Consider the following 21135-nt stretch of genomic DNA (forward strand, 5'->3'; position numbering starts at 1 on the left):
GGGCTCGGAGGGTCAGACCTCCTGGCCACGCCCGGCGTCGGCCTCCACGAAGGGATGGTCGTCGACGAAGGCCTTGGTCTCGGTGTACATCTTCTCGATGAACGACTCGAGCTGGCTGGCCTCGACGCGCCACTGGCCGCGCCCACCGATCTTGATCGCAGGCAGCTCACCGCGCCGGACGAGTGCGTACACCTGGGCGCTGGAGGTGTTGAGGACTTCCGCCACATCGGCCAACGTGAGGAATCGGGGTGTGCCGCTCATTACTCCATCGTGCCACTGAATCGCGCAACCACAAGGGCTGAATCCGTCCGCTGTGGACAACGCCTGTCGCAAACAGCGAGACCCGCCAAGATGTGGCTCGTGAACATGGGGCTCGGGAAGTCAGAGATCAAGCCAGCCGTGCGCGGCTCGTCGCCGGGATGGCGCGACCCGCGGCTGTGGACGGGCATCGCGCTGATGCTCTGCTCCGTCGTGGTCGGCGCCAAGGTCGTGGGGTCGGCCGACGACAGCGTCGCCATGTGGACGTTGCGTGCCGACATGGCACCCGGAGACGTGGTCACCCCGGCCGACCTGGTCACGACCCGCGTCCGCTTCGAGCAGGCCTCCGAGGCGCAGCGCTACTTCACCGTCGACGACACGCTGCCGGCGCAGCGCCACCTCGTACGCCCGGTCTCCGCCGGCGAGCTGCTCCCGCGTGCCGGCCTGGGGGAGGGCGACCCCGACACGTCCCGCGTCTCGGTGTCGGTGCCGGGCAGCCAGCTGCCGCCCGACGTCGAGGCCGGGAGCCGCGTCGACCTGTGGGTCGCGCCGCAGGGCTCCGGCGACCGCGGGCGGGCGAGCCTGGCCGTGCGAGACGTCGTGGTCCTGGCGGCACCGGAGGCCTCCGCCGAGCTCGTCGGCGCAGGAGGGGAGCGCCAGGTGGTGCTCGCGGTGCCGGACGACGGCACGGTCCTGGCCGAGGTGCTCACCGCCAGCGGGACCGGTCGCCTCATGATCGTCGGTCGGGGCTGACGTGCGCTGCGTGCTGGTCCTGGCCTCGGGAGCCGCGTGGGAGTCCGACGCGCTGGACCGGCTGCGGGAGGCCTCAGGCATCGTCGTGCTGAAGCGGTGCGTCGACGTCGACGACCTGCTCGCCAGCGCAGCCACCCAGCAGGCCGACGTCGCGGTGGTCTCCTCCGACGCCCCGGGCCTGGACGGCTCGACGGTGCAGGCGCTGCGTCGCCACGGTGTCGGCGTCGTCGCGGTCACCGGGACCCACCTGCGCGAGGACGCCGAGGCTCGCCTGGCCCGGGTGGGGGTCCTGGCCGCGGTGCCGGAGACCGACCTGACCTCGTTGCCGGGGGCGCTGCTCGCGCTGGCCGACCACGAGGCGGCCGTGCCGGCCCCGCGTACGCCGCTGGCCGACGCCCCTGGTGCGGGTGACGCCGGGGGCGCGCCGCGACCCGCCGAGCCCGGTCGGGTCACCGTCGTCTGGGGTCCGGTCGGGGCACCCGGGCGCACCACGGTGGCCACGGCGATCGCCAGCGAGCTCGCCCGCCGGTCGCGGGCCACCGTGCTGGTCGACGCCGACCCCCACGCGAGCGTCGCGCAGCACCTGGGCGTGCAGGACCAGGTCTCGGGGCTGCTCTCGGCCGCCCGCACCGCCTCGCCCGTGCAGGCCGAGCGGCTCGCCGCCGCAGCCCGCGGGGTCGACGACCACCTGGCCCTGCTCACCGGGCTCCCGCGGCCCGAGCGCCAGGTCGAGCTGCGCGACGGCGTCCTCGGCGAGATCCTCACCGAGCTGGCGCTCACGTGCGACGTGGTCGTCGACACCGGCGCCGACCTGCTGGCGCCCCACGGTCTGCGTGACGGGGTCGCCGGGCTCACCCTGGAGGCGCTCGAGTCGGCCGACGAGGTGGTCGTCGTGGGGGCGGCCGACCCGGTCGGCCTGGCCCGCCTCGCGCGTGGCCTGGTGCAGCTGCGGGAGGGCTGGAGCGACACCCCGGTCCGGGTCGTCGTCAACCGGATGCGCCCCTCGCTGGGCTGGTCGCGCGCCGACGTCGCCGCCATGGTCGAGGGCTTCGCCTCGGTCTCCTCGCTGCACTTCCTGCCCGACGACCGGCAGGCCGTCGACCGTGCGCTCGTCGCGGCCCGCAGCGTGGCGCACGAGGAGGGGAGTGCGTTGGCCGGCGGCGTACGCGAGCTCGTCGACGCCCTGCACCCCGACACCTACCGCGCGCAGCCGCGCGGGGCCGGGTGGCCGCGGCTCAGGAGGCGAACAGCAGGAACAGTCCGCCAGCGGTGAAGGCCACCATCGCGACGAGCAGCGAGAGCTGACCACGCACCTGGTGCTCCTTGGGCAGCAGCGTCATGGCCCGGTCGTGCGAGGCGACCGCACCCAGCACGTGGCCGGTGACCACCGCGACGACCTTCATCACCGCCAGCGCCGTGGCCTGGTAGGCGATGGAGTGGTTGACCGCCCACCCGCCGGTGCCGAACCAGTCGTCGCCGCGCGACAGTGGGTCGCTCATCTGGATGACCGTGGTCTGGCCGAGCACGACCAGGTAGGAGAAGTAGTGGGCGACCATGTAGCCCACCACGATCGGCGGCGTCATCGAGTGCGCGTAGCGACGCGGCAGGTCGAGGCGGCGCGCGCCCGGCGCCAGGCCGGTCGCCATCGTGCCGAGCGTGAGGATCGCCCCGGCGAGCAGGACGAAGCCGGCCAGCGCGAGGTTGTTGAGCAGCGTCTGGTCGATCTCGTTGGTCTGGAGGAACTTCACCCACGGCGGTGACTCCCGGAAGGAGTCGTAGGCGGTGCTGCCCAGCAGGACCGCCATCACCGCGGGCAGCCCCGGGCTGGGGGGCGTGGAGGCGAGGTTGCGCAGGGGGGAGACCAGCACCAGCCGGCCGTCGGCGCGACGTCCCCACACCGACAGCCTGGCCAGCAGCGAGGAGTAGACCTCGAAGGGGTCCGCGGCGGCCAGGAAGCGGTTGCCGAAGAGGAGCGCGCCGAGCACCATGGCGACGGCGTAGACGGTGATCCACAGCCGCAGCGTGCCGAGCGCGGTCTGGGAGGGGGAGACGAGCTCGAGCCAGACGAAGGCGTAGAGACCCGCGGCGGCGAGCCACAGGCCGAGCCGCTCGGGGAAGGCGTACAGGCCGGTCTCGGGGTCGACCCGCAGCAAGCGGGAGAGCACCGCGTTGACCGCGCGGAAGGGGCTGAACGCCTTCCACACCGGACCGAGGACGAGGCTGGCCGGGACGATTCCGACCCAGAGCAGCACGTAGACCATGCCGAAGGCCGGGTTGGTCTCCAGGTCCTGACCGGCGACCAGGGTCAGCCCGAGGTAGGCGGAGGCGAGGAGGCCGACGACGGCCATGGCCACCCGCGCGGCCGTGGACTCCACGACGGCCTGGAGCTGCGGCAGGGGCCGCGAGCGCTCCATCGACTCGAAGCGCGGGTTGCGCCAGGCGATGGCCAGGACGACGAAGGAGACGACCAGCGCGGCGACGGCGCCGACGACCGCGAACTCCGCCGGGATGGGCAGGTCCTTGGCGCCGCCCAGGCCGTGGGCGGAGTAGGTGCCGTCCACGTCAGCGGACTTCGAGCTGGAGCACGACCACGTCGGGGTCGTGCAGCTCGACCTCGGCGACCCGGGCTGGTCCAGCGTGGCCTCGATCGTGGTGGTGCCCTCCTCGAACGCCCACTCCTGCTCGGGGTTGGAGTGCACGTGCATCTCACCGGCACGGTCGGCGGTGATCTCGACGGTGAAGGGCTCACCGGCCGGGACCTCGACCCGCTCACCGAGCGGGGAGACCTCGTCGTCGGTGATCGTGATGGAGATCTTCTCCGGCGCCGGGGAGTCGGTCGGCTCGTCCTCGGAGCAGCCGGTCAGCGCCAGCGCCGCGGCCAGGGCCAGGGCAGCCACTCGGGGGGTCGATCGGGATCCAGCCACGCGGGCAGACATCTGGGTGTTTCTCCTCCGGTCGGGATCTTTCTGCCAGAATCCCATGTGCAGGCAAGCAGATGGACGGAAGGGCAGACATGACGGAGCGGCTCCGGCCGCGGGACCTGGCCTTCCTGGCCACGGATTCGCCCTCGACCCCCATGCACAACGCGACCCTCGAGGTCTTCGAGAGCGGCACCCTCGACCACGCCCGGGCCCTCGAGCTGGTCCAGGATCGGATCTCCTACGTGCCCCGCTACCGCCAGCGCCTGCAGTACGTGCCCGGGCAGCTCGCCAACCCGCTGTGGGTCGACGACACCGAGTTCGACCTGACCTACCACGTGCGTCGCTCCGCGCTGCCGCGTCCCGGCACCATGGACCAGCTGCGTGAGCTGACCGCCCGCATCGTCTCGCGTCCCCTCGACCGCAGCCGCCCGCTCTGGGAGGTCTACGTGATCGAGGGCCTCGAGGAGGGGCGCGTCGCGATGCTGTCGAAGTCGCACCAGATCCTCGTCGACGGCGTCGAGACCGTCGACCTCGGCCAGGTCGTCATGGACGTCGACCCCGACCAAGGGCCGCTCGGCCTTGACGAGGAGTGGCGCCCACGGCGTACGCCGACGCCTGCGGCCCTGGTGCTGGGTGCGGTCGCCGACAACCTCGAGTCACCCCGCACCCTCCTCCAGACCGTACGCAGCGGAGCCGGCGCCGTCGGTCGGCGCGCGGAGTCGGTGGCGACCCGGGTCGGCCAGGTGGCCGGAGTCTTCTCGTCGCGCCCTGCGGCGGTCTCGCCGGTCAACGGCGAGCTCTCCCAGCAGCGCCGCATCGTTACCGTGGCCACCGACCTGGCTGACTACCGCACGATCCGTCGGGTGCACCAGACGACCGTCAACGACGTCGTCCTGGCCACCGTCACCGGTGCCCTGCGCGGCTGGCTGATGACCCGCGACGAGGCGCTCTACGGGATCAAGAAGCTGAAGGCCGTCGTGCCGATGTCGGTCATCGACGACGAGCTCGAGGCCACCTCGCTCGGCACCCAGGTGATCGGCCACGAGGTCAACCTGCCGATCGGTGAGGTCAGCCCCGTGGTCCGCCTGCTCCAGGTGAGCTACAGCTTCAACGGCCACCGCGAGACCGGCCGTGCGGTCAGCGCCCAGCGGCTGACCGGCATCGCCGGCTTCGCCCCGACGACCTTCCACGCGCTCGGGTCGCGGGTCGCGGCCCGTGAGCTGCGTCGGGGCTTCCACGTCTCGGTGACCAACGTGCCGGGGCCGCAGTTCCCGCTCTACGCTGCGGGCGCGCAGATGCTGGAGACCTACCCGATCCACCCGCTGCTGCCGGGCCACGCCCTGGCGATCGGGGTGACGTCCTACGACGGCCAGGTCTTCTACGGCATCACCGCCGACCGTGACCTCGTGCCCGACGCCGACGTCCTGGGCCAGTGCCTGCTGGAGACGCTGGAGGAGCTCAAGGACACCGCCACGGACGTACGGCCCCGGGCGCCGCGCGGCCGCAAGAAGAAGGCGGTCAAGAAGTCCGAGCCGGCCGGCCGGAAGCCTGCCCAGAAGCCTGCCCAGAGCCGGGAGAAGAAGTGAGCGTCCGGGTCTACCTGCCCACCACCCGTGCCGGCCTGGCCGCCCTCGTCGGCGGCGACGATGACTGGCGCGCGGTCGCCGGCGCCGAGCCGGTGGTGGCCGAGGGTGACTCCGAGGACGAGGAGTACGCGGCGCTGATGACCGCCGCCGACGCCTCCACCGCCCTCTACGAGACCCTCGGGGAGGCGGGACGACGGCGCGTGGTCGTGGTCGCCGAGGTCGCCTCGCCCGACGCCCCGGTCGGGCTCGGCGACGTCGCGTCGGTGCACCTCGACACCGACGACCGCGCCGCGAACGCGGACCCCGACGACGACCTGGCGTGGTTCGTCCCGGAGGAGCTCCAGCACCTGCTCTGAGGTGCGGAGCCGGGCCCGGCCGTCGCTCAGGCCAGGTGCTTGACGCCGACCTCGTGCTCGGTGCGCAGCGCCGCCTTGAGCAGGTCGACGACGACGCCCTCGAGCTTGCCGCCGACCAGCGGGATCGAGACGGTGACCTCGAGGTCGACGGTCTCGACGGTCCGGCCACCGGCCTCGCGCAGCGAGACCGTGCCGCTGATCTGGCCGGGCTTGCCGGGGATGCCGACGGTGTAGTCGCCCGCGGTGAGGTCGCGCCATGCCTCGCGGTGGACGATCGTGATCTGGTCGCCGACGACCTTCGCGGCCACCGCGGGCACGCCGGTGACGGCCTGGACCCGCTCGACCGTGACGTCGGCGGCGTCGCCGTCGGCGGTCACGGTGACGTCGTGGCTGATGACGCGCTGGCGCTCGCAGACCTTCTCGCGGAAGGCGGGGTCGCGCAGCATGGCAGCCACCTCGGCCAGCGGCGCGTCGTAGGTCAGCTCGTGCTGGAGTCGCTTCGTCATGGGGCCATCATGACGCCTCGCCCGGGGCCGGGTGTTGCCGCGTCCAGAGGCGCCACCTAGGGTCGAGGGCGTGTCGATCAGCAGCACGGAGGCAGAGAAGACGACGGTGCTCTCGCACGCGGCCGACAGGGCGCGGCGAGGGCCGCTTCCTGACGGGGCGTTGGTGGAGGCCTACTTCCGCCACGTCGCCCCGGAGGACGTCGTGGCGCGCGAGGACGAGCTCGTCGACGTGGTGGTCAGCCACCACGACCTGGCGCGGGTGCGGCCGGAGGGCCGAGCCAACCTCAGGGTGAGCGAGGTCGGCGACCGCACGGTGGTCGAGGTGGTCACCGACGACATGCCCTTCCTGGTCGACTCGGTCACGATGGAGCTGGTGCGCCAGCACCGCCCGATCCACCTGGTCGTCCACCCGCGCTGGTCGGTGCGACGGGACGCCGTCGGCACGCTGCTGGACATCGCGCCGGTCGACGACGCCGTGCCTGACCGCGAGAAGGCCCGCAACGAGTCGTGGATCAGGGTCGAGGTCGACCGGGTCGCCGACGAGGACGACGCCGCCGTCCTGGCCGAGGGGCTCGACCGGGTGCTGCGCGACGTGCGTGAGGCCGTCGAGGACTGGCCGCGCATGCGGTCCCATGTCCGCTCCCTGGCCGAGGGGCTGGACGACGTCCCGGCCGACGTGCCCCGCGACGAGGTCGCCGCCGCCCGGGCCCTGCTGGAGTGGCTGGCCGACGACCACTTCACCTTCCTGGGCTGCCGCGAGTACCGCCTCGAGACCCGCGAGGGGGAGAAGGGCGAGGAGCTCTTCCTGCGTCCGGTGCCCGGCTCGGGCCTGGGCATCCTGCGCGACGACCCGGACCTCTCCGTCGAGCCGCCGGCGCTCAGCGAGGCCGGCGAGCGTGCCGCCCGCATGCGTACGCCGCTGGTGCTCACCAAGGCCAACTCGCGCGCCACCGTCCACCGCCGTGCCTACCTCGACTACGTCGGGGTGCGGCTCTTCGCCGAGGACGGCTCGGTCGCCGGCGAGCACCGCTTCCTCGGCCTGCTCTCCTCGGGCGCCTACACCGAGTCGATCCTGCGGATCCCGGTGGTGCGCGAGCGGGCCGCCGCCGTGCTCGCGCGGGTGGGCTTCGACGCCCACTCCCACGCGGGCAAGGAGGTCATCGACATCCTCGAGAACTACCCGCGCGACGAGCTCTTCCACACCAGCGTCGACGACCTCGTGCCGGTCGTGCGCAGCCTCCTGTACGCCGGTCAGCGGCGCCGGTTGGCGGCCTTCGGGCGCCGCGACCCCTTCGGTCGCTTCGTCTCGATCCTCGTGCACCTGCCGCGCGACCGCTACAGCACTGTCGTGCGGGAGCGATTCGCCGAGATCCTGCGCACCGAGCTGGGCGGCGAGGAGGTGGAGTTCTCCGCGCGCGTCGACGAGTCGCCGACGGCGCGGGTCCACTTCGTCCTGCACCCGCCCGCCGGGAAGCGGATCGGCCAGTTCGACGCCGCCGTCATCGAGGAGAAGCTCGCCCAGGCGTCGCGCTCGTGGCGCGACGACTTCGTGGTCGAGGCGACCGGGCCTGACGAGGACGCGCGAGAGCTGCGCACCTGGGCGGAGTCGTTCCCCGAGGGCTACAAGGAGCGTTTCAGCGCCACCGAGGCGGTGGCCGACATGGAGCGCCTCCGCGCGATCACGCCGCCCGCGGCGGAGCGGGGTGGGGAGGGTCACCCGGTCAACGGCTTCGACCTCTCCCTGGTCGAGGAGCCGGTCGACGAGAGCAGCCCGGAGCGTCGCGCGCAGCTCAAGGTCTACCGGGTCGGCGAGGCGATCTCGCTCTCCCACGTGCTGCCGCTGATCTCCTCGCTCGGCGTGGAGGTCGTCGACGAGCGACCGCACCGTCTCGAGGGGCTGGGCGCGACGACGTACGTCTACGAGTTCGGCCTGCGCCACCCCGGCCCGTTGCCCTACTCCGACCCCGACCTGGTGGTCGAGGCGCTGCTCGCGACGTGGCGCGGCCACAACGAGGTCGACGGCCTCAACGGCCTGGTGCTCGACGCCGGCCTGAGCTGGCGCCAGGTCGGGTGGCTGCGGGCGTACGCGAAGTACATGCGGCAGGGCAACAGCCCCTTCGGGCAGGCTTCGATCATCGACGCGCTGCGCGCCAACGTCGAGATCACCCGGATGCTGGTGGAGCTCTTCGAGGTCCGTTTCGACCCGGAGCACGACTGGACGGCCGAGGAGCGCGACACCCGGCAGGAGGAGGTCGAGCAGCGCCTCGCCGAGGCGCTCGACGCCGTCGTCAGCCTCGACCACGACCGCATCCTGCGCTCCTACCTGACCCACCTGCGGGCGACGCTGCGCACCAACGCGTTCCGGGTCGACGAGCACGGCGAGCCCCGGCCCCACCTGGCGCTCAAGCTCGACCCCGCGCGGATCCCCGGCCTGCCGGAGCCGCGCCCGGCGTACGAGATTTTCGTGCACTCGCCGCGCGTCGAGGGCGTCCACCTGCGCTTCGGCTCGGTGGCCCGCGGCGGCCTGCGCTGGTCGGACCGGCGCGACGACTTCCGCACCGAGGTCCTCGGCCTGGTCAAGGCACAGATGGTCAAGAACACCGTGATCGTGCCGGTCGGCGCGAAGGGCGGCTTCTACGCCAAGCAGCTGCCCGACATGTCCGACCGTGAGGCGTGGCTGGCGGAGGGCAAGGAGAGCTACCGCACCTTCATCCGGGGCCTGCTCGACGTCACCGACAACCTGGTCGAGGGCGAGGTCGTGCCGCCCGAGGGCGTGGTGCGCCACGACGGTGACGACTACTACCTGGTGGTGGCGGCCGACAAGGGCACCGCGACCTTCTCCGACATCGCCAACGAGCTCGCCGTCGAGCGCGGCTTCTGGCTCGGCGACGCCTTCGCCTCCGGCGGCTCGGTGGGCTACGACCACAAGGCGATGGGCATCACCGCCCGCGGCGCGTGGGTCTCGGTGCAGCGGCACTTCCGCGAGCGCGGCATCGACTGCCAGACCCAGGAGTTCACCTGCGTCGGCATCGGCGACATGTCCGGCGACGTCTTCGGCAACGGACTGCTCTGCTCCGAGACCACCCGGCTGGTGGCGGCCTTCGACCACCGCGACATCTTCGTCGACCCGCACCCCGACGCCGCGACCTCGTACGCCGAGCGTCGCCGCCTCTTCGAGCTCCCGCGCTCCAGCTGGCAGGACTACGACCGGTCGCTGATCTCCGAGGGTGGCGGGGTCTTCAGCCGCTCCGCGAAGTCGGTGCCGGTCACCCCCCAGATGCGCGAGGTGCTCGGCCTGGACGAGGGCGTCACCTCGCTCGCGCCGACCGACCTGATCCGGGCCGTGCTCACCGCTCCGGTCGACCTGCTGTGGAACGGCGGCGTCGGCACCTACGTGAAGGCGTCGACCGAGTCGCACGCCGACGTCGGTGACAAGAGCAACGACGCGTTGCGCGTCGACGGGCGCGACCTGCGCGCAGCCTGCGTGGGTGAGGGCGGCAACCTCGGCTTCACCCAGGCCGGGCGCATCGAGTACGCCCGGGAGACCGGTGGTGCGATCAACACCGACTTCATCGACAACTCGGCCGGCGTGGACACCTCCGACCACGAGGTCAACATCAAGATCCTGCTCGACCGCGTCGTCGCCACGGGCGCCCTGGACGCCGACCACCGCAACACCCTGCTCGCCTCGATGACCGACGAGGTCGGCGCGCTGGTGCTGCGCGACAACTACGAGCAGAACCTGGCGCTCTCCAACGCGGTCGCGACCGCCCCCGAGATGCTGCACGTGCACGAGGACTGGATGCGGGCGCTCACCTCCCAGGGCGTGCTCAACCGGGAGCTCGAGGGGCTGCCGTCGTCGAAGGAGGTGAAGCGGCGCCTGGAGGCCGGCGAGGGGTTGACCGGTCCGGAGCTCGCGGTGCTGCTGTCGTGGACCAAGATCGTCCTGGCCGACGAGCTGCTCGCCTCCGACATCCCCGACGACCCCTACCTGCGCGGCGACCTGATCGGCTACTTCCCCTCCGCGATGCGCCAGGACTACCGCGCCCAGATGATGGAGCACCCGCTGCGGCGCGAGATCGTCACGACCCAGGTGGTCAACGAGCTGGTCAACGGGGCGGGCCTGACCTACTGGATGCGGCTGGCATCGGAGACCGGGCAGTCGGCGGCCGAGCTGACCCGCGCCAACTTCGTCGCCCGCGAGATCTTCGGCTCCGCGGCGCTGCGGGCCGACGTCGACGCGCTCGACAACGTGCTGCCCGCGACGGTGCAGACCCGGATGCGGATCGAGATGCGCACGCTGGTCGAGCGCACCTCACGCTGGCTGGTCAACCACTACGACCCGCCGATCGACAGCGAGGAGGTCGTCGACGCCCTGAGCGTCCCGGTGCAGCGGCTGATGGCGGCGCTGCCGGAGATCCTCGAGGGCCACGAGCGGACCACGTTCGAGGAGCGGCGCGCGACGTTGACGTCGGCCGGCGTCGACCCTGAGCTGGCCACGCGCGTCGCGGTCCTGCCCGCGGCGTACGCGTTGCTCGGCGTCGTGGCCACCGCGCGCCGCGACGGCGTCGACCCCGAGACGGTCGCGCGCGCCCACTACGCGCTGGGGGAGCGGTTGGGGCTGCCGGTGCTGGTGCGGGCCGTCGTGGCGCTGCCGCGCGGCGACCGGTGGCAGGCGATGGCGCGTGCGGCGCTGCGCGACGACCTGTACGCCGTGCACGCGCGCCTGACCAGCGAGGTGCTGGCCGCGAGTGCCGAGGCGGGCGAGGCGTCCGCGGAGGCTCGCGTCGCGACCTGGGAGGAGCAGCGCGGGGAGCGGGTGGAGACGGCTGTCGCCACCCTGAAGGAGATCATCGGCGAGGAGGAGCCCGACCTGGCCCGGATGTCGGTGGGGCTGCGCGTGGTGCGCAGCCTCCTGGACAACGGCTGAGGGGAGGCGGGCTCAGCTCGCCTTCTTGACCTGCTTCTTCGCGGTGGCCTTGGACGCGGTCTTCTTGGCCGTGGACTTGGAGGCGGCCTTCTCGGCGGTCGTCTTCTTCGCCGCCGTCTTCTTGGTCGCGGTCTTGGCCGTCTTGGCCGTCGTCTTCCTGGCCGTCGACTTCTTCGCTGCCTTCTCGGGGGTGCTGGCCTCCTCCGGCACCTCCTCGCCGCGTGCCTGCTTGGCCGCGGCGACCGACTTCTGCAGGGCCGCCAGCAGGTCGACGACCTCGCCGGAGCTCTTCGTGCTGGTCTCGGTGCGCTTGACCTCGCCGCCCTCGATCTTGGCCTTGACCAGGGCCTCGACGGCGTCGGCGTAGTCGTCCTCGAACTCGGTGGCGTCGAAGTCGCCGGCCAGCGTCTCGACGAGCATCTGGGCCATCTTGACCTCGGAGTCCTTGACCTCGCCCAGCTCGACGGAGAAGTCCGGCACCCGGATCTCGTCGGGCCACATCATCGTCTGGAGCACGATCACGTCACCGTTGTCGGTGGGGCGCACCCGCAGCACGGCCACCGACGTGCGCTGGCGCAGCGCGACGGTGACCACGGCCATCCGGTCCGACTCGACCAGCGCCTCGCGGAGCAGGGCGTACGCCTTGGCGCCGCTGGCGTCGGGCTCGAGGTAGTAGGACTTCTCGAAGAGCATCGGGTCGATCTGGTCGCTCGGCACGAACTTCTCCACGGAGATCTCGCGCGAGGAGGTGAGCGGGAGGTCCTTGAAGTCGTCGTCGGTGAGGATGACCATCTCGCCGTCCTCGGTCTCGTAGCCCTTGGCGATCTGGGAGTAGGGGACCTCCTCGCCGTCGATCGAGCAGATCCGCTGGTACTTGATGCGTCCGCCGTCAGCCTCGTGCACCTGCCGGAAGGAGACGTCGTGCGACTCGGTCGCCGAGTAGAGCTTGACCGGCACGTTGACCAGGCCGAACGAGACCGAGCCCTTCCAGATGGCACGCATGACGATCCTCCGTGCACCCGGGTCGCCCGGGTGTTCCCTCGACAGTGACTCGACAGTGAGAAGGCCAGTATCACCCACTGGGCCCATCGGGGAGGATGGGCGACATGCGCCCGATGCTCGCCACCCGCGGAGACCACGTGCCCGTCGGCGACGACTGGATCCACGAGGTGAAGTGGGACGGGATGCGCGTGATCGTCGAGGTGGCCGCCGGCCGCACCCGTCTGACCAGCCGCAACGGCAACGACGTGACCGGCGCCTTCCCCGAGCTGGCCACGCTCGAGGTGCCTGACCTGGTGCTCGACGGCGAGGTGGTCGCCTTCACCGACGGACGCCCCGACTTCGGCGCCCTGGCCACCCGGTTCCAGCGCCGTGGGCGCGGGGCGCTGCGCGGCGCCGAGGCGGTGCCGGCGACCCTGCTCGCCTTCGACGTCCTGCGCCTGGGTGAGCGCGACCTGCGGCGTGAGCCGCTGTCGGTGCGTCGCGAGCTGCTCGAGTCGTTGCACCTGGGCGACGACCAGGTGCAGGTGCCACCGACGTACGACGACGGGCAGATGCTGCTGGAGGCCACCCGGGCGCAGTCGCTGGAGGGGATCGTCTCCAAGCGGCTCGCCTCGCGCTACGAGGAGGGGGTCCGCAGCCGCAGCTGGCTGAAGTTCGCCCACCGCGCGCGCACCTCGTGGGTGGTCGGTGGCTGGCGCTTCGAGACCGGGTCGACGTCGCGGATCGGGGCGGTGCTGGTGGGGGAGCCGACCGAGGCGGGGTTCCTCTACCGCGGGCGTGTGGGGTCGGGGATCACCGGTCGCGTCGGCGTCGCGCTCAAGGAGACGCTGGAGGCGTACGCCGTCGACGCCAACCCGTTCGACGACGAGGTGCCTCGCCCCGACCGGCTCGGCACGCAGTGGGTGCGGCCCGAGGTGGTGGTCGACGTCGAGTCGCTGGGCTTCTCCTCCGGCGGGCGGCTGCGGCAGCCCTCCTTCCGCGGGGTGCGCGTCGACCTGTCCCCGGACGACCTGCGGAGCCAGTCGCGGGAGGCCGACGATGCCTGAGAAGTACGACAAGGCCGAGGTGCAGGTCGAGGTCGACGGGCGCCGCCTCACGATCAGCAGCCTCGACAAGGTGCTCTACCCGCGCACCGGCACCACCAAGGGCGAGGTGCTCCACTACTACGCCGCCATCGCGCCGGTGCTGCTGCCGCACCTGGCCGGGCGCTGCGTCACCCGGATCCGGTGGCCGCACGGGGTCGCCGACGGCAGCTTCTTCGAGAAGAACGTGCCCGGCGGCACGCCGTCGTGGGTGCACACCGCCGAGGTGCCGACGACCGGCTCGCGCACCGGCGCCGGCAGCGGCACGTTGCGCTTCCCGATCGTCGACGACGTCGCGACCCTGACCTGGCTGGCCAACCTGGCCGCCCTCGAGCTGCACGTGCACCAGTGGCGCGTCGACGAGCACGACCAGCCGCTGCCGCCGGACCGGTTGGTCATCGACCTCGACCCGGGTGAGCCGGCCACGCTGCACGAGTGTGCCCAGGTCGCGCTGCTGGTGCGGGAGGCGTTGCGCGAGCGCGGGCTGGAGAGCTGCCCCGTGACGAGTGGCTCCAAGGGCTGCACCTGTACGCCGGCCTCGACGGCGTGACGATCGACGACGAGGTCCCCGACAGCGACGTGGTCACGGCCTTCGCCAAGGAGGTGGCCGAGGAGCTGCAGGCCTCCCACGGCCAGCTGGTCACGGCGACGATGACGAAGTCACGTCGCGGCGGCAAGGTCTTCCTCGACTGGTCGCAGAATGCCGGCTCCAAGACGACGGTGTCGCCCTACTCGCTGCGCGGGCGGGAGCGGCCGACGGTGGCGACCCCGTTGACCTGGGACGAGGTGGCCCAGGTCGCCGACGACCCGTTGGCCTTCGAGCAGTTCACCGCCGAGGAGGTGCTGGCCCGGGTGGCCGAGCACGGCGACCTGCTCCAGCTCGACTGACGCTGCCTGTCTCCGGCGCTCAGCGGCCGCGGAGGCGGCGTACGAGGCCCACGCGCGGCGCGGCGAGGGTGGCGTCGACCAGCGACGCGAAGCGGTCGACGGTCTCGCTGCGGGTGCCGGCGTGACCGCGCTCCGGGCGGCCCTGCTGCCGGGTCTCGGCGACGGCAGCGCGCAGCTCGTCGAGGGTGCGGACCAGGCGGATGGTGCCCTCCTCGGCGAGCCGGGCGGTGAAGTCGACCTGGTGGCCGTCGACGTGCTCACCGAGGGCGGGGTCGCGCGGGGAGACCAGCGGGAGGTGGCGGCGGCGCGCGGCCTCCATGATCAGCCCGGGGCCGCCGTGGGTGATGACCACGTCGGCGTGGGTCAGCAGGTCGCCGAGCTCGCGGATGCCGAGGATGCGGCTGCCGTCGAGGTTGGCGGGCCGGTCGTCGGGCCACGTGGTGAAGCCGTGCTGGACGAACCACCGCTGGCCGTCCTCGGCGGCGAGGGTGGCCGCCCACTCGACCAGGCGGTCGTAGGGGTGGTGGTCGGTGCCGAGCAGCACGGCGACCTGCGGGTGCGCGGCCACGGTCACCACACCTTCCCGACGAGCACCGAGCCCGGGTAGAAGCGCTGCTGCTCGGGCCACTGCACGCAGAAGAGGTCGGTGACCGGGCGGCAGAGCCGGCCGGTCAGGGTGGGGGAGTCCACCCGGTCGATCACCTCGAGGTAGACGGTACGCGCCTGCGGTCCGGCGAGCCGGCGCAGCCAGAAGAACGGGACCGCCGCTCCGGCGCCGCTGGAGACGATGACGTCGGGGCGCTCGCGCCGCAGCAGGCGCAGGGCGAGCAGGGCGTTGCGCACGAGGTTGACCACGTTGCGCGTGGTGGGGGAGTGGGCGTAGGTGACCCGCTCGCCCTCCAGCTTGCTGACCGCGTCCTCGGTGTCGAAGGTGACCCAGTGGCGGTCGTGCTCCGACCACCACTGCTCCAGGCAGGTGAGGTGGGTGAGGTGACCCCCGGACGAGCAGACCAGCAGGACCTTCACGTTTCCCCCGGACGGTGACGTGGGCGCGCGGCCCCTGCGGTCAGTTCTTGGCGACGGGCGGCATCCAGCCGGCGTTGTGGGCCAGGCCGACGGCGCCGATCTGCGAGCTGACCTCGAGCTTGGCCAGGATCGACTTCACCTGCGTACGCACGGTGGCCTCGGAGACGACGGAGGCCTCGGCGATCTGGCGCACCTGGCGGCCGTTCATCAGCTGGCCGAGCACCTCGGCCTCACGGGCGGTGAGGCGGTTGAGGCGGTCGAGCAGGTCGGCGACCTGGGCGCGCTCCTCCTGCCAGTGGCGTACGAGGTCCTCGCGCTCCTCGAGCGTCATGACCGGGCGACCCTCGCCGATGAGGCGGATGGTCGCCAGGATCTCGTTGAGCGGCGCGGTCTTCTCCATCACCTTGCGGGCGCCGAGGCGTACGCAGTGTCCCCACCGCGCGCGGTCGTTGGAGCCGGTCAGCACCACGACGGCGGTGCCGGCGCGGGTGACGGGCTCGATCAGGCGGCTGCCGTCGGCGTTGCCGAGGTCGAGGTCGAGGAGGAGGACGTGCGGCTGGTGCTTCATCACCGCCGGCAGCAGCGTGGTGGCGCTGTGGAGGTCGTCAGGAAGCGGGACCCGACGGACCTCGTGCCCCTTGAGCTCCAGAGCGATCTGAAGTGACTCCGCGAAGAGGGTGTGATCCTCGATCACACACACGCGTGATGCGCCCCTCATGCCCCATTCCTCCTGCATCCTGCTGTCGCCGGTCGGTGTCCGGTGCTCCAGAACCTGCCGTTCATTGGTCTGGAGCAGAGCGTCAGCGCCCTCATGCTAGTGCTGAAGCCCCCAATTGTGGGGGCGAACTTGTCCTCCGATACGCCGGGACGGCGCGTGCTCCTGTGCGAATTCTTTCGGTTGTGTGCTGGAGCGAGGGTCTCCTTCCGGGGAGGATATGACCGTCAGGCGCGACCGGGCCCACTGGTCTCATCGACAAAATGACCAATTCTGGGTAAATGCGTGAAGTGTTGGTAAGAGTTCGCCCGACACCAGCCCGTGCCCGGTTGCGGAGTGCCAATCTGTAGCGGTGGTGCCTCCGTGGCGGCGGTGCCCATGCACAGGACAAGGGGCGCGCAGGAATGGTGCATGACCGGTCTCCCGAGAAGGGGGAGCGACCGCGGGTCGCCGTGCTCGCCGAGGGGCACCTCGTCGGCGAGACGATCGTGCTGGCGCTGGTGGCGCAGGACCTCGAGGTCACTGACTTCCCCTACCCGCGCTCGCGGGTGGAGCTGCTCGAGACGCGACGTGAGGTCAGCGCTGCGGGCGCCCAGGTCGGCATCGTGGTGGCCGAGATCGACGACGTCGCGCAGTGGCGCGGCGTGATGGCCGTGGTCGAGACGATCCCGCTGCGCTGGATCCTCGTCACCGGCTCCTCCAACCCGCCTCGCTGGGGTGGCCTGATCGCGGCCGGCTGCCAGGGCATCGTGTCGATGACCGACGGCCTGGACACCCTCGCGGCGACGGTGCGCACGGTCGCGCGCGGTGGCCAGGGGTTGAGCCCGGAGGTGCGCGAGCGGGCCCTCGAGGCGTGGGAGCGCCTCGGCCCGGAGCGCCGCGACCTGATCAAGCGGATCGCCGCGCTGTCGCCGCGCGAGTGGCAGGTGCTCGGGATGCTCAACGAGGGCCAGTCGATCACCACCATCGCCGACTCCGGCGGGGTGAGTGAGGGCACCGTGCGCAGCCAGGTTCGCGCCATTCGGCAGAAGCTCAACGTGAAGTCGCAATTGGCGGCCGTCGCGGCCTACCAGGAGGCCGTGGAGTTCGACCGCGTCTGAGCACCTCCGGCGATCCGCGAGCGCCACGAAAAGCAAAAGTTCTTGCGGTCTAGACACGGGCTCGAATCGGGCAGAACGAGCGCTGTTGCGGCATCTTGATCCTCATTCGCCCAATTCTGGGTATTTCGTTCCGTCAAGGCCGAGTTGTCCACAGATACGCCGTCCAGCCGACGCGGGCCTCTTTTGATTTCGTTAGCGTCCCGAGGGCCATCAGGACCACTCGGGACAGGACCTCGCCATGTCGACTTCGGCCACCTCGCGCGGCGTCATCGGGGCCCTCGACGCCGCGTTGCGTGACGCCGTACGCCGTGAGGGCGTCGACCCGCAGCGGGAGTCCGACGTCGTACGTCGCCTCGCCCGCCAGGTCGTGCGCGACCACGACGACCGCTCGCTCAGCGGTGCCGGCGCCCCGGTCGAGGACCCGGTCGCGGTGGTCGACGAGCTGGTCGCCGGGGTCGCAGGCTTCGGCCCGCTGCAGGTGCTGCTCGACGACCCCGACGTCGAGGAGATCTGGATCAACGACCCGAGCCGGGTCTTCGTGGCCCGCCACGGACGTCATGAGCTGACCGACGTGCTGCTCGACAAGGGGCAGGTCAACGAGCTGGTCGAGCGGATGCTGAAGTCGAGCGGTCGGCGCCTCGACCTGAGCCGCCCCTTCGTCGACGCGATGCTGCCCGGGGGCCACCGGTTGCACGTCGTGCTGGAGGGGATCAGCCGTGGCTTCTCCGCGGTCAACATCCGCAAGTTCCGCCTCCAGGCCGCGCGGCTCACCGAGCTGGTCGAGCTCGGCAGCCTGACCCCGGAGGCGGCCGCCTTCCTCGGCGCGTCGGTGAGGGCCGGGCTCAACGTTCTGGTGGCTGGCGGGACGCAGGCCGGCAAGACGACCCTCCTGAACTGCCTCGCGGCGGCGATCCCGGGTGGGGAACGGGTGATCAGCGCCGAGGAGGTCTTCGAGCTCAAGTTCCCGCACCCCGACTGGGTGCCGATGCAGACCCGGCAGGCCGGCCTGGAGGGAACCGGCGAGATCAAGCTCCGCGAGCTGGTCAAGGAGGCGCTGCGCATGCGTCCCTCCCGGGTGCTGGTGGGTGAGGTGCGGGCCGAGGAGTGCCTCGACCTGCTCCTGGCGCTCAACTCGGGGCTCCCGGGGATGTGCACCCTGCACGCCAACAGCGCCCGCGAGGCGCTCACGAAGATGTGTACTCTGCCGCTCCTCGCCGGCGAGAACATCTCCGCCCGCTTCGTCGTGCCGACCGTGGCCAGCGCCGTCGACCTGGTGGTGCACCTGTCGCTGGACTCCCACGGGACGCGGCGGGTCTCCGAGATCGTCGCAGTGCCGGGCCGGGTCGAGGACGACATCATCGAGGTCGAGCCGATCTTCGAGCGGCGTGACGAGCAGCTGGTCTGGGTGGGTGGGATCCCGCCGCGGCCCGAGCGCTACCGCCGCATCGGCGTCGACGTGCACGCCCTGCTCAACGGGGCGCCCGACGTGGCGCGAGCCCCCGCCGGGGTCGGCTGATGGGCGCGGTGGTCGGGCTCGGGTTCGGGATGGGCGCCCTGCTGGTCTGGGCGTCTTTCGCGTTGCCGCGCCCTGAACGCACGGAGGGCGCGCCCAGTCGTACGGCAGCTCTCCTGGCCCGCGCGGGGATGGGCAACGTCTCGGTCAGCAGCGTCACCGGGCTCTCGATCGCCCTGGGCGCGGTCGCCTTCCTCGTCGTCCAGGTCGTCTCGGAGACGTTCCCCGTCGCCCTGGTCTTCGGACTCATCGCCTCGTCCGGCCCGATGGCGGCGGTGCAGCGACGGGCGCGCGTCCGGCAGCAGGAGTTCGCCCAGGTCTGGCCGGAGGCCGTCGACAACCTCGCCTCCGCCGTCCGCGCCGGCCTGTCACTGCCCGACGCCCTGATCAGCCTGTCGCGCAGCGGCCCGCCGCCCCTGCGCGACGCCTTCGCCCAGTTCGGGATCGACTACCACGTGAGCGGGCGCTTCGGGGAGTCGCTCGACCGGCTGAAGGAGCGCCTCGCCGACCCGGTCGGTGACCGCATGGTCGAGGGCCTGAGGGTGGCCCGTGAGGTCGGTGGCGGCGACCTCGGTCGACTCCTGCGCAACCTCTCGCACTACCTGCGCGAGGAGGCGCGGACCCGGTCCGAGCTCGAGGCGCGCCAGGCGTGGACCGTCAACGGTGCCCGGCTCGCAATCCGTGTCCAATAAGATTGGTCCTGCTCGGATACAATCGAGACCTATGACGGATCGACAGATGCGGGCGGTCCTCTACGCCCGAAAGTCCAACAAGCAGGACCGCACCGAAGAGCAGTCTGCCTCAGTCGGCGACCAGTTGACGCGCGGTCGCGCCTATGCGACCGAGCGCGGTTGGCAGGTGGTTGGCGAGTTCACCGACGACGGTAGGTCCGGCCTGCTCGATCGGACGAAGCGACCTGGCCTCGACTCGGCGCTCTCCCTCATCGAGGCAGGTGACGCCGACGTCATCGTCACGCTGTGGACCAGCCGCCTAAGTCGTGAGGAACGGCAGCGTGCCGAGATTCTCGACCTGCTCGATTTCCTCAAGGTCGAGTGGCACGCGGTTGCAGACGGTGGCCGGATTGACCGCAGCACGTACGCCGGATACGTCACGTACGGCATCCACACGCTGTTCGACGTTGCCTACTCGAAACGGGTCGGGGAGAACTGGCGGAACGCCCATCAGAAGCGGATCGACGCGGGCTTGCCCAAGTCCAGGTCACCGCGCTTCGGCTACCGCTGGGACGGCGACGAGCGGGCATTCGTGGTCCACGATGCCGAGGCCGACGCCGTGCGGGAGTTGTACCGGCGGTACACGCGAGGCGATGGCTTCACGCAGTTGGTGAAGTGGCTAAACGATGCAGGCTGGCGTGTTGCTGGCACCGAGAACCCGTGGAGCGTCCGGACCCTCAACCGCTTCATGGACAACGGCTTCGCAGCGGGGTTCATCAGTCGTGAGGACGACCTGCGCGATCTGCGCGGCGCACACGATCCGATCATCTCGGAGACGGCGTGGCTCGCCTATCGTGCCGAGCGGGAGCGGCGTGCCGAGTTCGGCAAGAAAGCGTCAGGTGCTGGCGAACGGTGGTGGCTGGCTGGGGTGGTGAAGTGCGGCCGTTGCGGCGGGCCAACCTACGTGGACTCCTTCAAGCGACCGGACGGCAAGTCCTCCGTCATGTGCAGCAACCGCCGCAGCAACCCGGACTCGTGCGCGGGGGTGACGATCCTCCGTGCGTACGTCGAGGACGCTGTAGGACTCTGGCTCGGTGGTCACCTTGACCAACTTGACGCGCTGTCCAAAGGCGAGCGACGGGCAACCGCCGATACCGCCGCAGACGTGTTCGGGGCGGCTGTCGCGGGTCGCGACAAGATCATCGACGGTCTGGCCGACCTCGAAGAGTCGAGGCTTCTACAGGACATTGAGCCCGCCGTGTATCGACGCACCAAGGACCGGCTGACCGCCCGCCTCCGCGACGCTGAGCGAGCGGTGAAGGAAGCAGCTGCATCGCTGGAAGCACCGGAGGCAGACACGACCCTGCTGCGCGGCTGCGCCACCGATGGGAAGTGGAACGCTGACGGACGAGCCGCCTTGCGCGGCGTGCTGGCTCGCGTCGAGGTCGGCAAGGACGCGTTGACGATCCTGCCCGTGATCGGGGAGCCGGTGACGTTGGCTCGGTCGGCGATGCACGGCCGCTGCAAGATCGACGGCTGCGGAAAGCGGGAGCGCACCAAGGGTCTGTGCACGTCCCACTCGATGCGCGCACGCAACCTCGGCATCCTCGATGAACTGGCGCGCCGAGTCGCTGAGTCCGTTGAGGCTCCCGGCCCCACGATCACCGTCGAGCAGGTTGACGCCCTCTTTGCTTCGGCGCACGAGGCTGCGTCTGCGTGACCAAGGTCAGTAGCTACCAAGTCGGTTATAGTTGACCTTGGCCCTAGCGGTACAGCCAGACGAGCCACCTGATCAGACCGGGTGAGTGACGAGGCCGACGTAACGACG

17 protein-coding genes and 1 pseudogene are annotated in these 21135 nt (G+C 71.3%); 11 read left to right on the forward strand and 7 right to left on the reverse strand.

All coding sequences use genetic code 11. The annotated features are described in order from the left end of the window. Window positions 1-12 precede the first annotated feature (12 nt). Window positions 13-261 (reverse strand): helix-turn-helix domain-containing protein, encoded by a 249-nt coding sequence (locus E2C04_RS04675; RefSeq protein ID WP_135831736.1) that lies wholly within the window; start codon window positions 259-261, stop codon window positions 13-15. A 90-nt stretch (window positions 262-351) separates the two neighbouring features. On the opposite strand from E2C04_RS04675, the gene E2C04_RS04680 reads away from it, so the two are divergent. Continuing rightward, window positions 352-1011: a hypothetical protein gene (locus E2C04_RS04680; RefSeq protein WP_135831737.1), complete on the forward strand. Its 660-nt coding sequence runs from the start codon at window positions 352-354 to the stop codon at window positions 1009-1011. Between the two features lie 10 nt (window positions 1012-1021). After that, window positions 1022-2284: a CpaE/TadZ family protein gene (locus E2C04_RS04685; RefSeq protein ID WP_135831738.1), complete on the forward strand. Its 1263-nt coding sequence runs from the start codon at window positions 1022-1024 to the stop codon at window positions 2282-2284. Here E2C04_RS04685 and E2C04_RS04690 read toward each other — a convergent pair. Further along, complete coding sequence (locus tag E2C04_RS04690; protein ID WP_238694421.1) at window positions 2247-3908, reverse strand: hypothetical protein; 1662 nt, start codon at window positions 3906-3908, stop codon at window positions 2247-2249. The genes E2C04_RS04685 and E2C04_RS04690 overlap by 38 nt on opposite strands. A gap of 116 nt (window positions 3909-4024) precedes the next feature. On the opposite strand from E2C04_RS04690, the gene E2C04_RS04695 reads away from it, so the two are divergent. Both E2C04_RS04695 and E2C04_RS04700 read left to right on the forward strand, forming a co-directional pair. Then, complete coding sequence (locus E2C04_RS04695; protein WP_135831739.1) at window positions 4025-5518, forward strand: WS/DGAT/MGAT family O-acyltransferase; 1494 nt, start codon at window positions 4025-4027, stop codon at window positions 5516-5518. Further along, window positions 5515-5874, forward strand: coding sequence for a DUF6912 family protein (locus tag E2C04_RS04700; protein WP_135831740.1), 360 nt, complete (start codon window positions 5515-5517; stop codon window positions 5872-5874). Before E2C04_RS04695 ends, E2C04_RS04700 begins: the two co-directional genes overlap by 4 nt. Window positions 5875-5900: 26 nt before the next feature. Here the strand turns inward: E2C04_RS04700 and E2C04_RS04705 are convergent, their stop codons facing one another. After that, window positions 5901-6380, reverse strand: a complete 480-nt coding sequence (locus E2C04_RS04705; RefSeq protein ID WP_135831741.1) for a DUF2505 domain-containing protein — start codon at window positions 6378-6380, stop codon at window positions 5901-5903. 70 nt (window positions 6381-6450) lie between these two features. Here E2C04_RS04705 and E2C04_RS04710 point away from each other — a divergent pair, with 70 nt between their 5' ends. Further along, complete coding sequence (locus E2C04_RS04710; RefSeq protein ID WP_135831742.1) at window positions 6451-11310, forward strand: NAD-glutamate dehydrogenase; 4860 nt, start codon at window positions 6451-6453, stop codon at window positions 11308-11310. 12 nt (window positions 11311-11322) lie between these two features. Here the strand turns inward: E2C04_RS04710 and ku are convergent, their stop codons facing one another. Then, the gene (gene ku / locus E2C04_RS04715) at window positions 11323-12312 is read right to left on the reverse strand and encodes a non-homologous end joining protein Ku (RefSeq protein WP_135831743.1); all 990 of its coding nucleotides are present in this window, start codon (window positions 12310-12312) and stop codon (window positions 11323-11325) included. Window positions 12313-12416: 104 nt separating this feature from the next. On the opposite strand from ku, the gene ligD (E2C04_RS04720) reads away from it, so the two are divergent. Both ligD (E2C04_RS04720) and ligD (E2C04_RS21240) read left to right on the forward strand, forming a co-directional pair. Continuing rightward, a complete protein-coding gene (gene ligD, locus E2C04_RS04720; RefSeq protein WP_135831744.1) occupies window positions 12417-13358 on the forward strand; it encodes a non-homologous end-joining DNA ligase in 942 nt (313 codons plus the stop codon). Then, window positions 13351-14282, forward strand: a pseudogene (gene ligD, locus E2C04_RS21240) (non-homologous end-joining DNA ligase). Before ligD (E2C04_RS04720) ends, ligD (E2C04_RS21240) begins: the two are co-directional and overlap by 8 nt. Before the next feature lie 19 nt (window positions 14283-14301). On the opposite strand, the gene E2C04_RS04730 reads toward ligD (E2C04_RS21240), so the two are convergent. The 3 genes from E2C04_RS04730 to E2C04_RS04740 are packed head-to-tail and all read right to left on the reverse strand — an operon-like array spanning window position 14302 to window position 16002. Further along, complete coding sequence (locus E2C04_RS04730; protein ID WP_158630596.1) at window positions 14302-14850, reverse strand: glycosyltransferase; 549 nt, start codon at window positions 14848-14850, stop codon at window positions 14302-14304. A gap of 2 nt (window positions 14851-14852) precedes the next feature. Next, a complete protein-coding gene (locus E2C04_RS04735) occupies window positions 14853-15308 on the reverse strand; it encodes a glycosyltransferase family protein (RefSeq protein WP_135831745.1) in 456 nt (151 codons plus the stop codon). 40 nt (window positions 15309-15348) lie between these two features. Further along, entirely contained in the window at window positions 15349-16002 is a 654-nt protein-coding gene (locus E2C04_RS04740) for a LuxR C-terminal-related transcriptional regulator (RefSeq protein WP_238694424.1), read from the reverse strand. A gap of 425 nt (window positions 16003-16427) precedes the next feature. Here E2C04_RS04740 and E2C04_RS04745 point away from each other — a divergent pair, with 425 nt between their 5' ends. The 4 genes from E2C04_RS04745 to E2C04_RS04760 all read left to right on the forward strand — a co-directional run bounded on the left by E2C04_RS04745 (window position 16428) and on the right by E2C04_RS04760 (window position 21027). Beyond that, window positions 16428-17123, forward strand: coding sequence for a response regulator transcription factor (locus E2C04_RS04745; RefSeq protein WP_135831747.1), 696 nt, complete (start codon window positions 16428-16430; stop codon window positions 17121-17123). Window positions 17124-17361: 238 nt separating this feature from the next. Continuing rightward, window positions 17362-18639 carry a TadA family conjugal transfer-associated ATPase gene (locus tag E2C04_RS04750; protein WP_135831748.1) on the forward strand — a complete coding sequence of 426 codons (1278 nt, stop codon included), beginning with the start codon at window positions 17362-17364 and terminating at the stop codon, window positions 18637-18639. Continuing rightward, window positions 18639-19328 (forward strand): type II secretion system F family protein, encoded by a 690-nt coding sequence (locus E2C04_RS04755; protein ID WP_135831749.1) that lies wholly within the window; start codon window positions 18639-18641, stop codon window positions 19326-19328. The genes E2C04_RS04750 and E2C04_RS04755 overlap by 1 nt, the downstream gene beginning before the upstream one ends. A 46-nt stretch (window positions 19329-19374) precedes the next feature. Then, window positions 19375-21027: a recombinase family protein gene (locus tag E2C04_RS04760; protein WP_158630597.1), complete on the forward strand. Its 1653-nt coding sequence runs from the start codon at window positions 19375-19377 to the stop codon at window positions 21025-21027. Window positions 21028-21135 lie beyond the last annotated feature (108 nt).

It is taken from the genome of Nocardioides daphniae, from assembly GCF_004777465.1.
Classification (GTDB): Bacteria; Actinomycetota; Actinomycetes; order Propionibacteriales; family Nocardioidaceae; genus Nocardioides; species Nocardioides daphniae.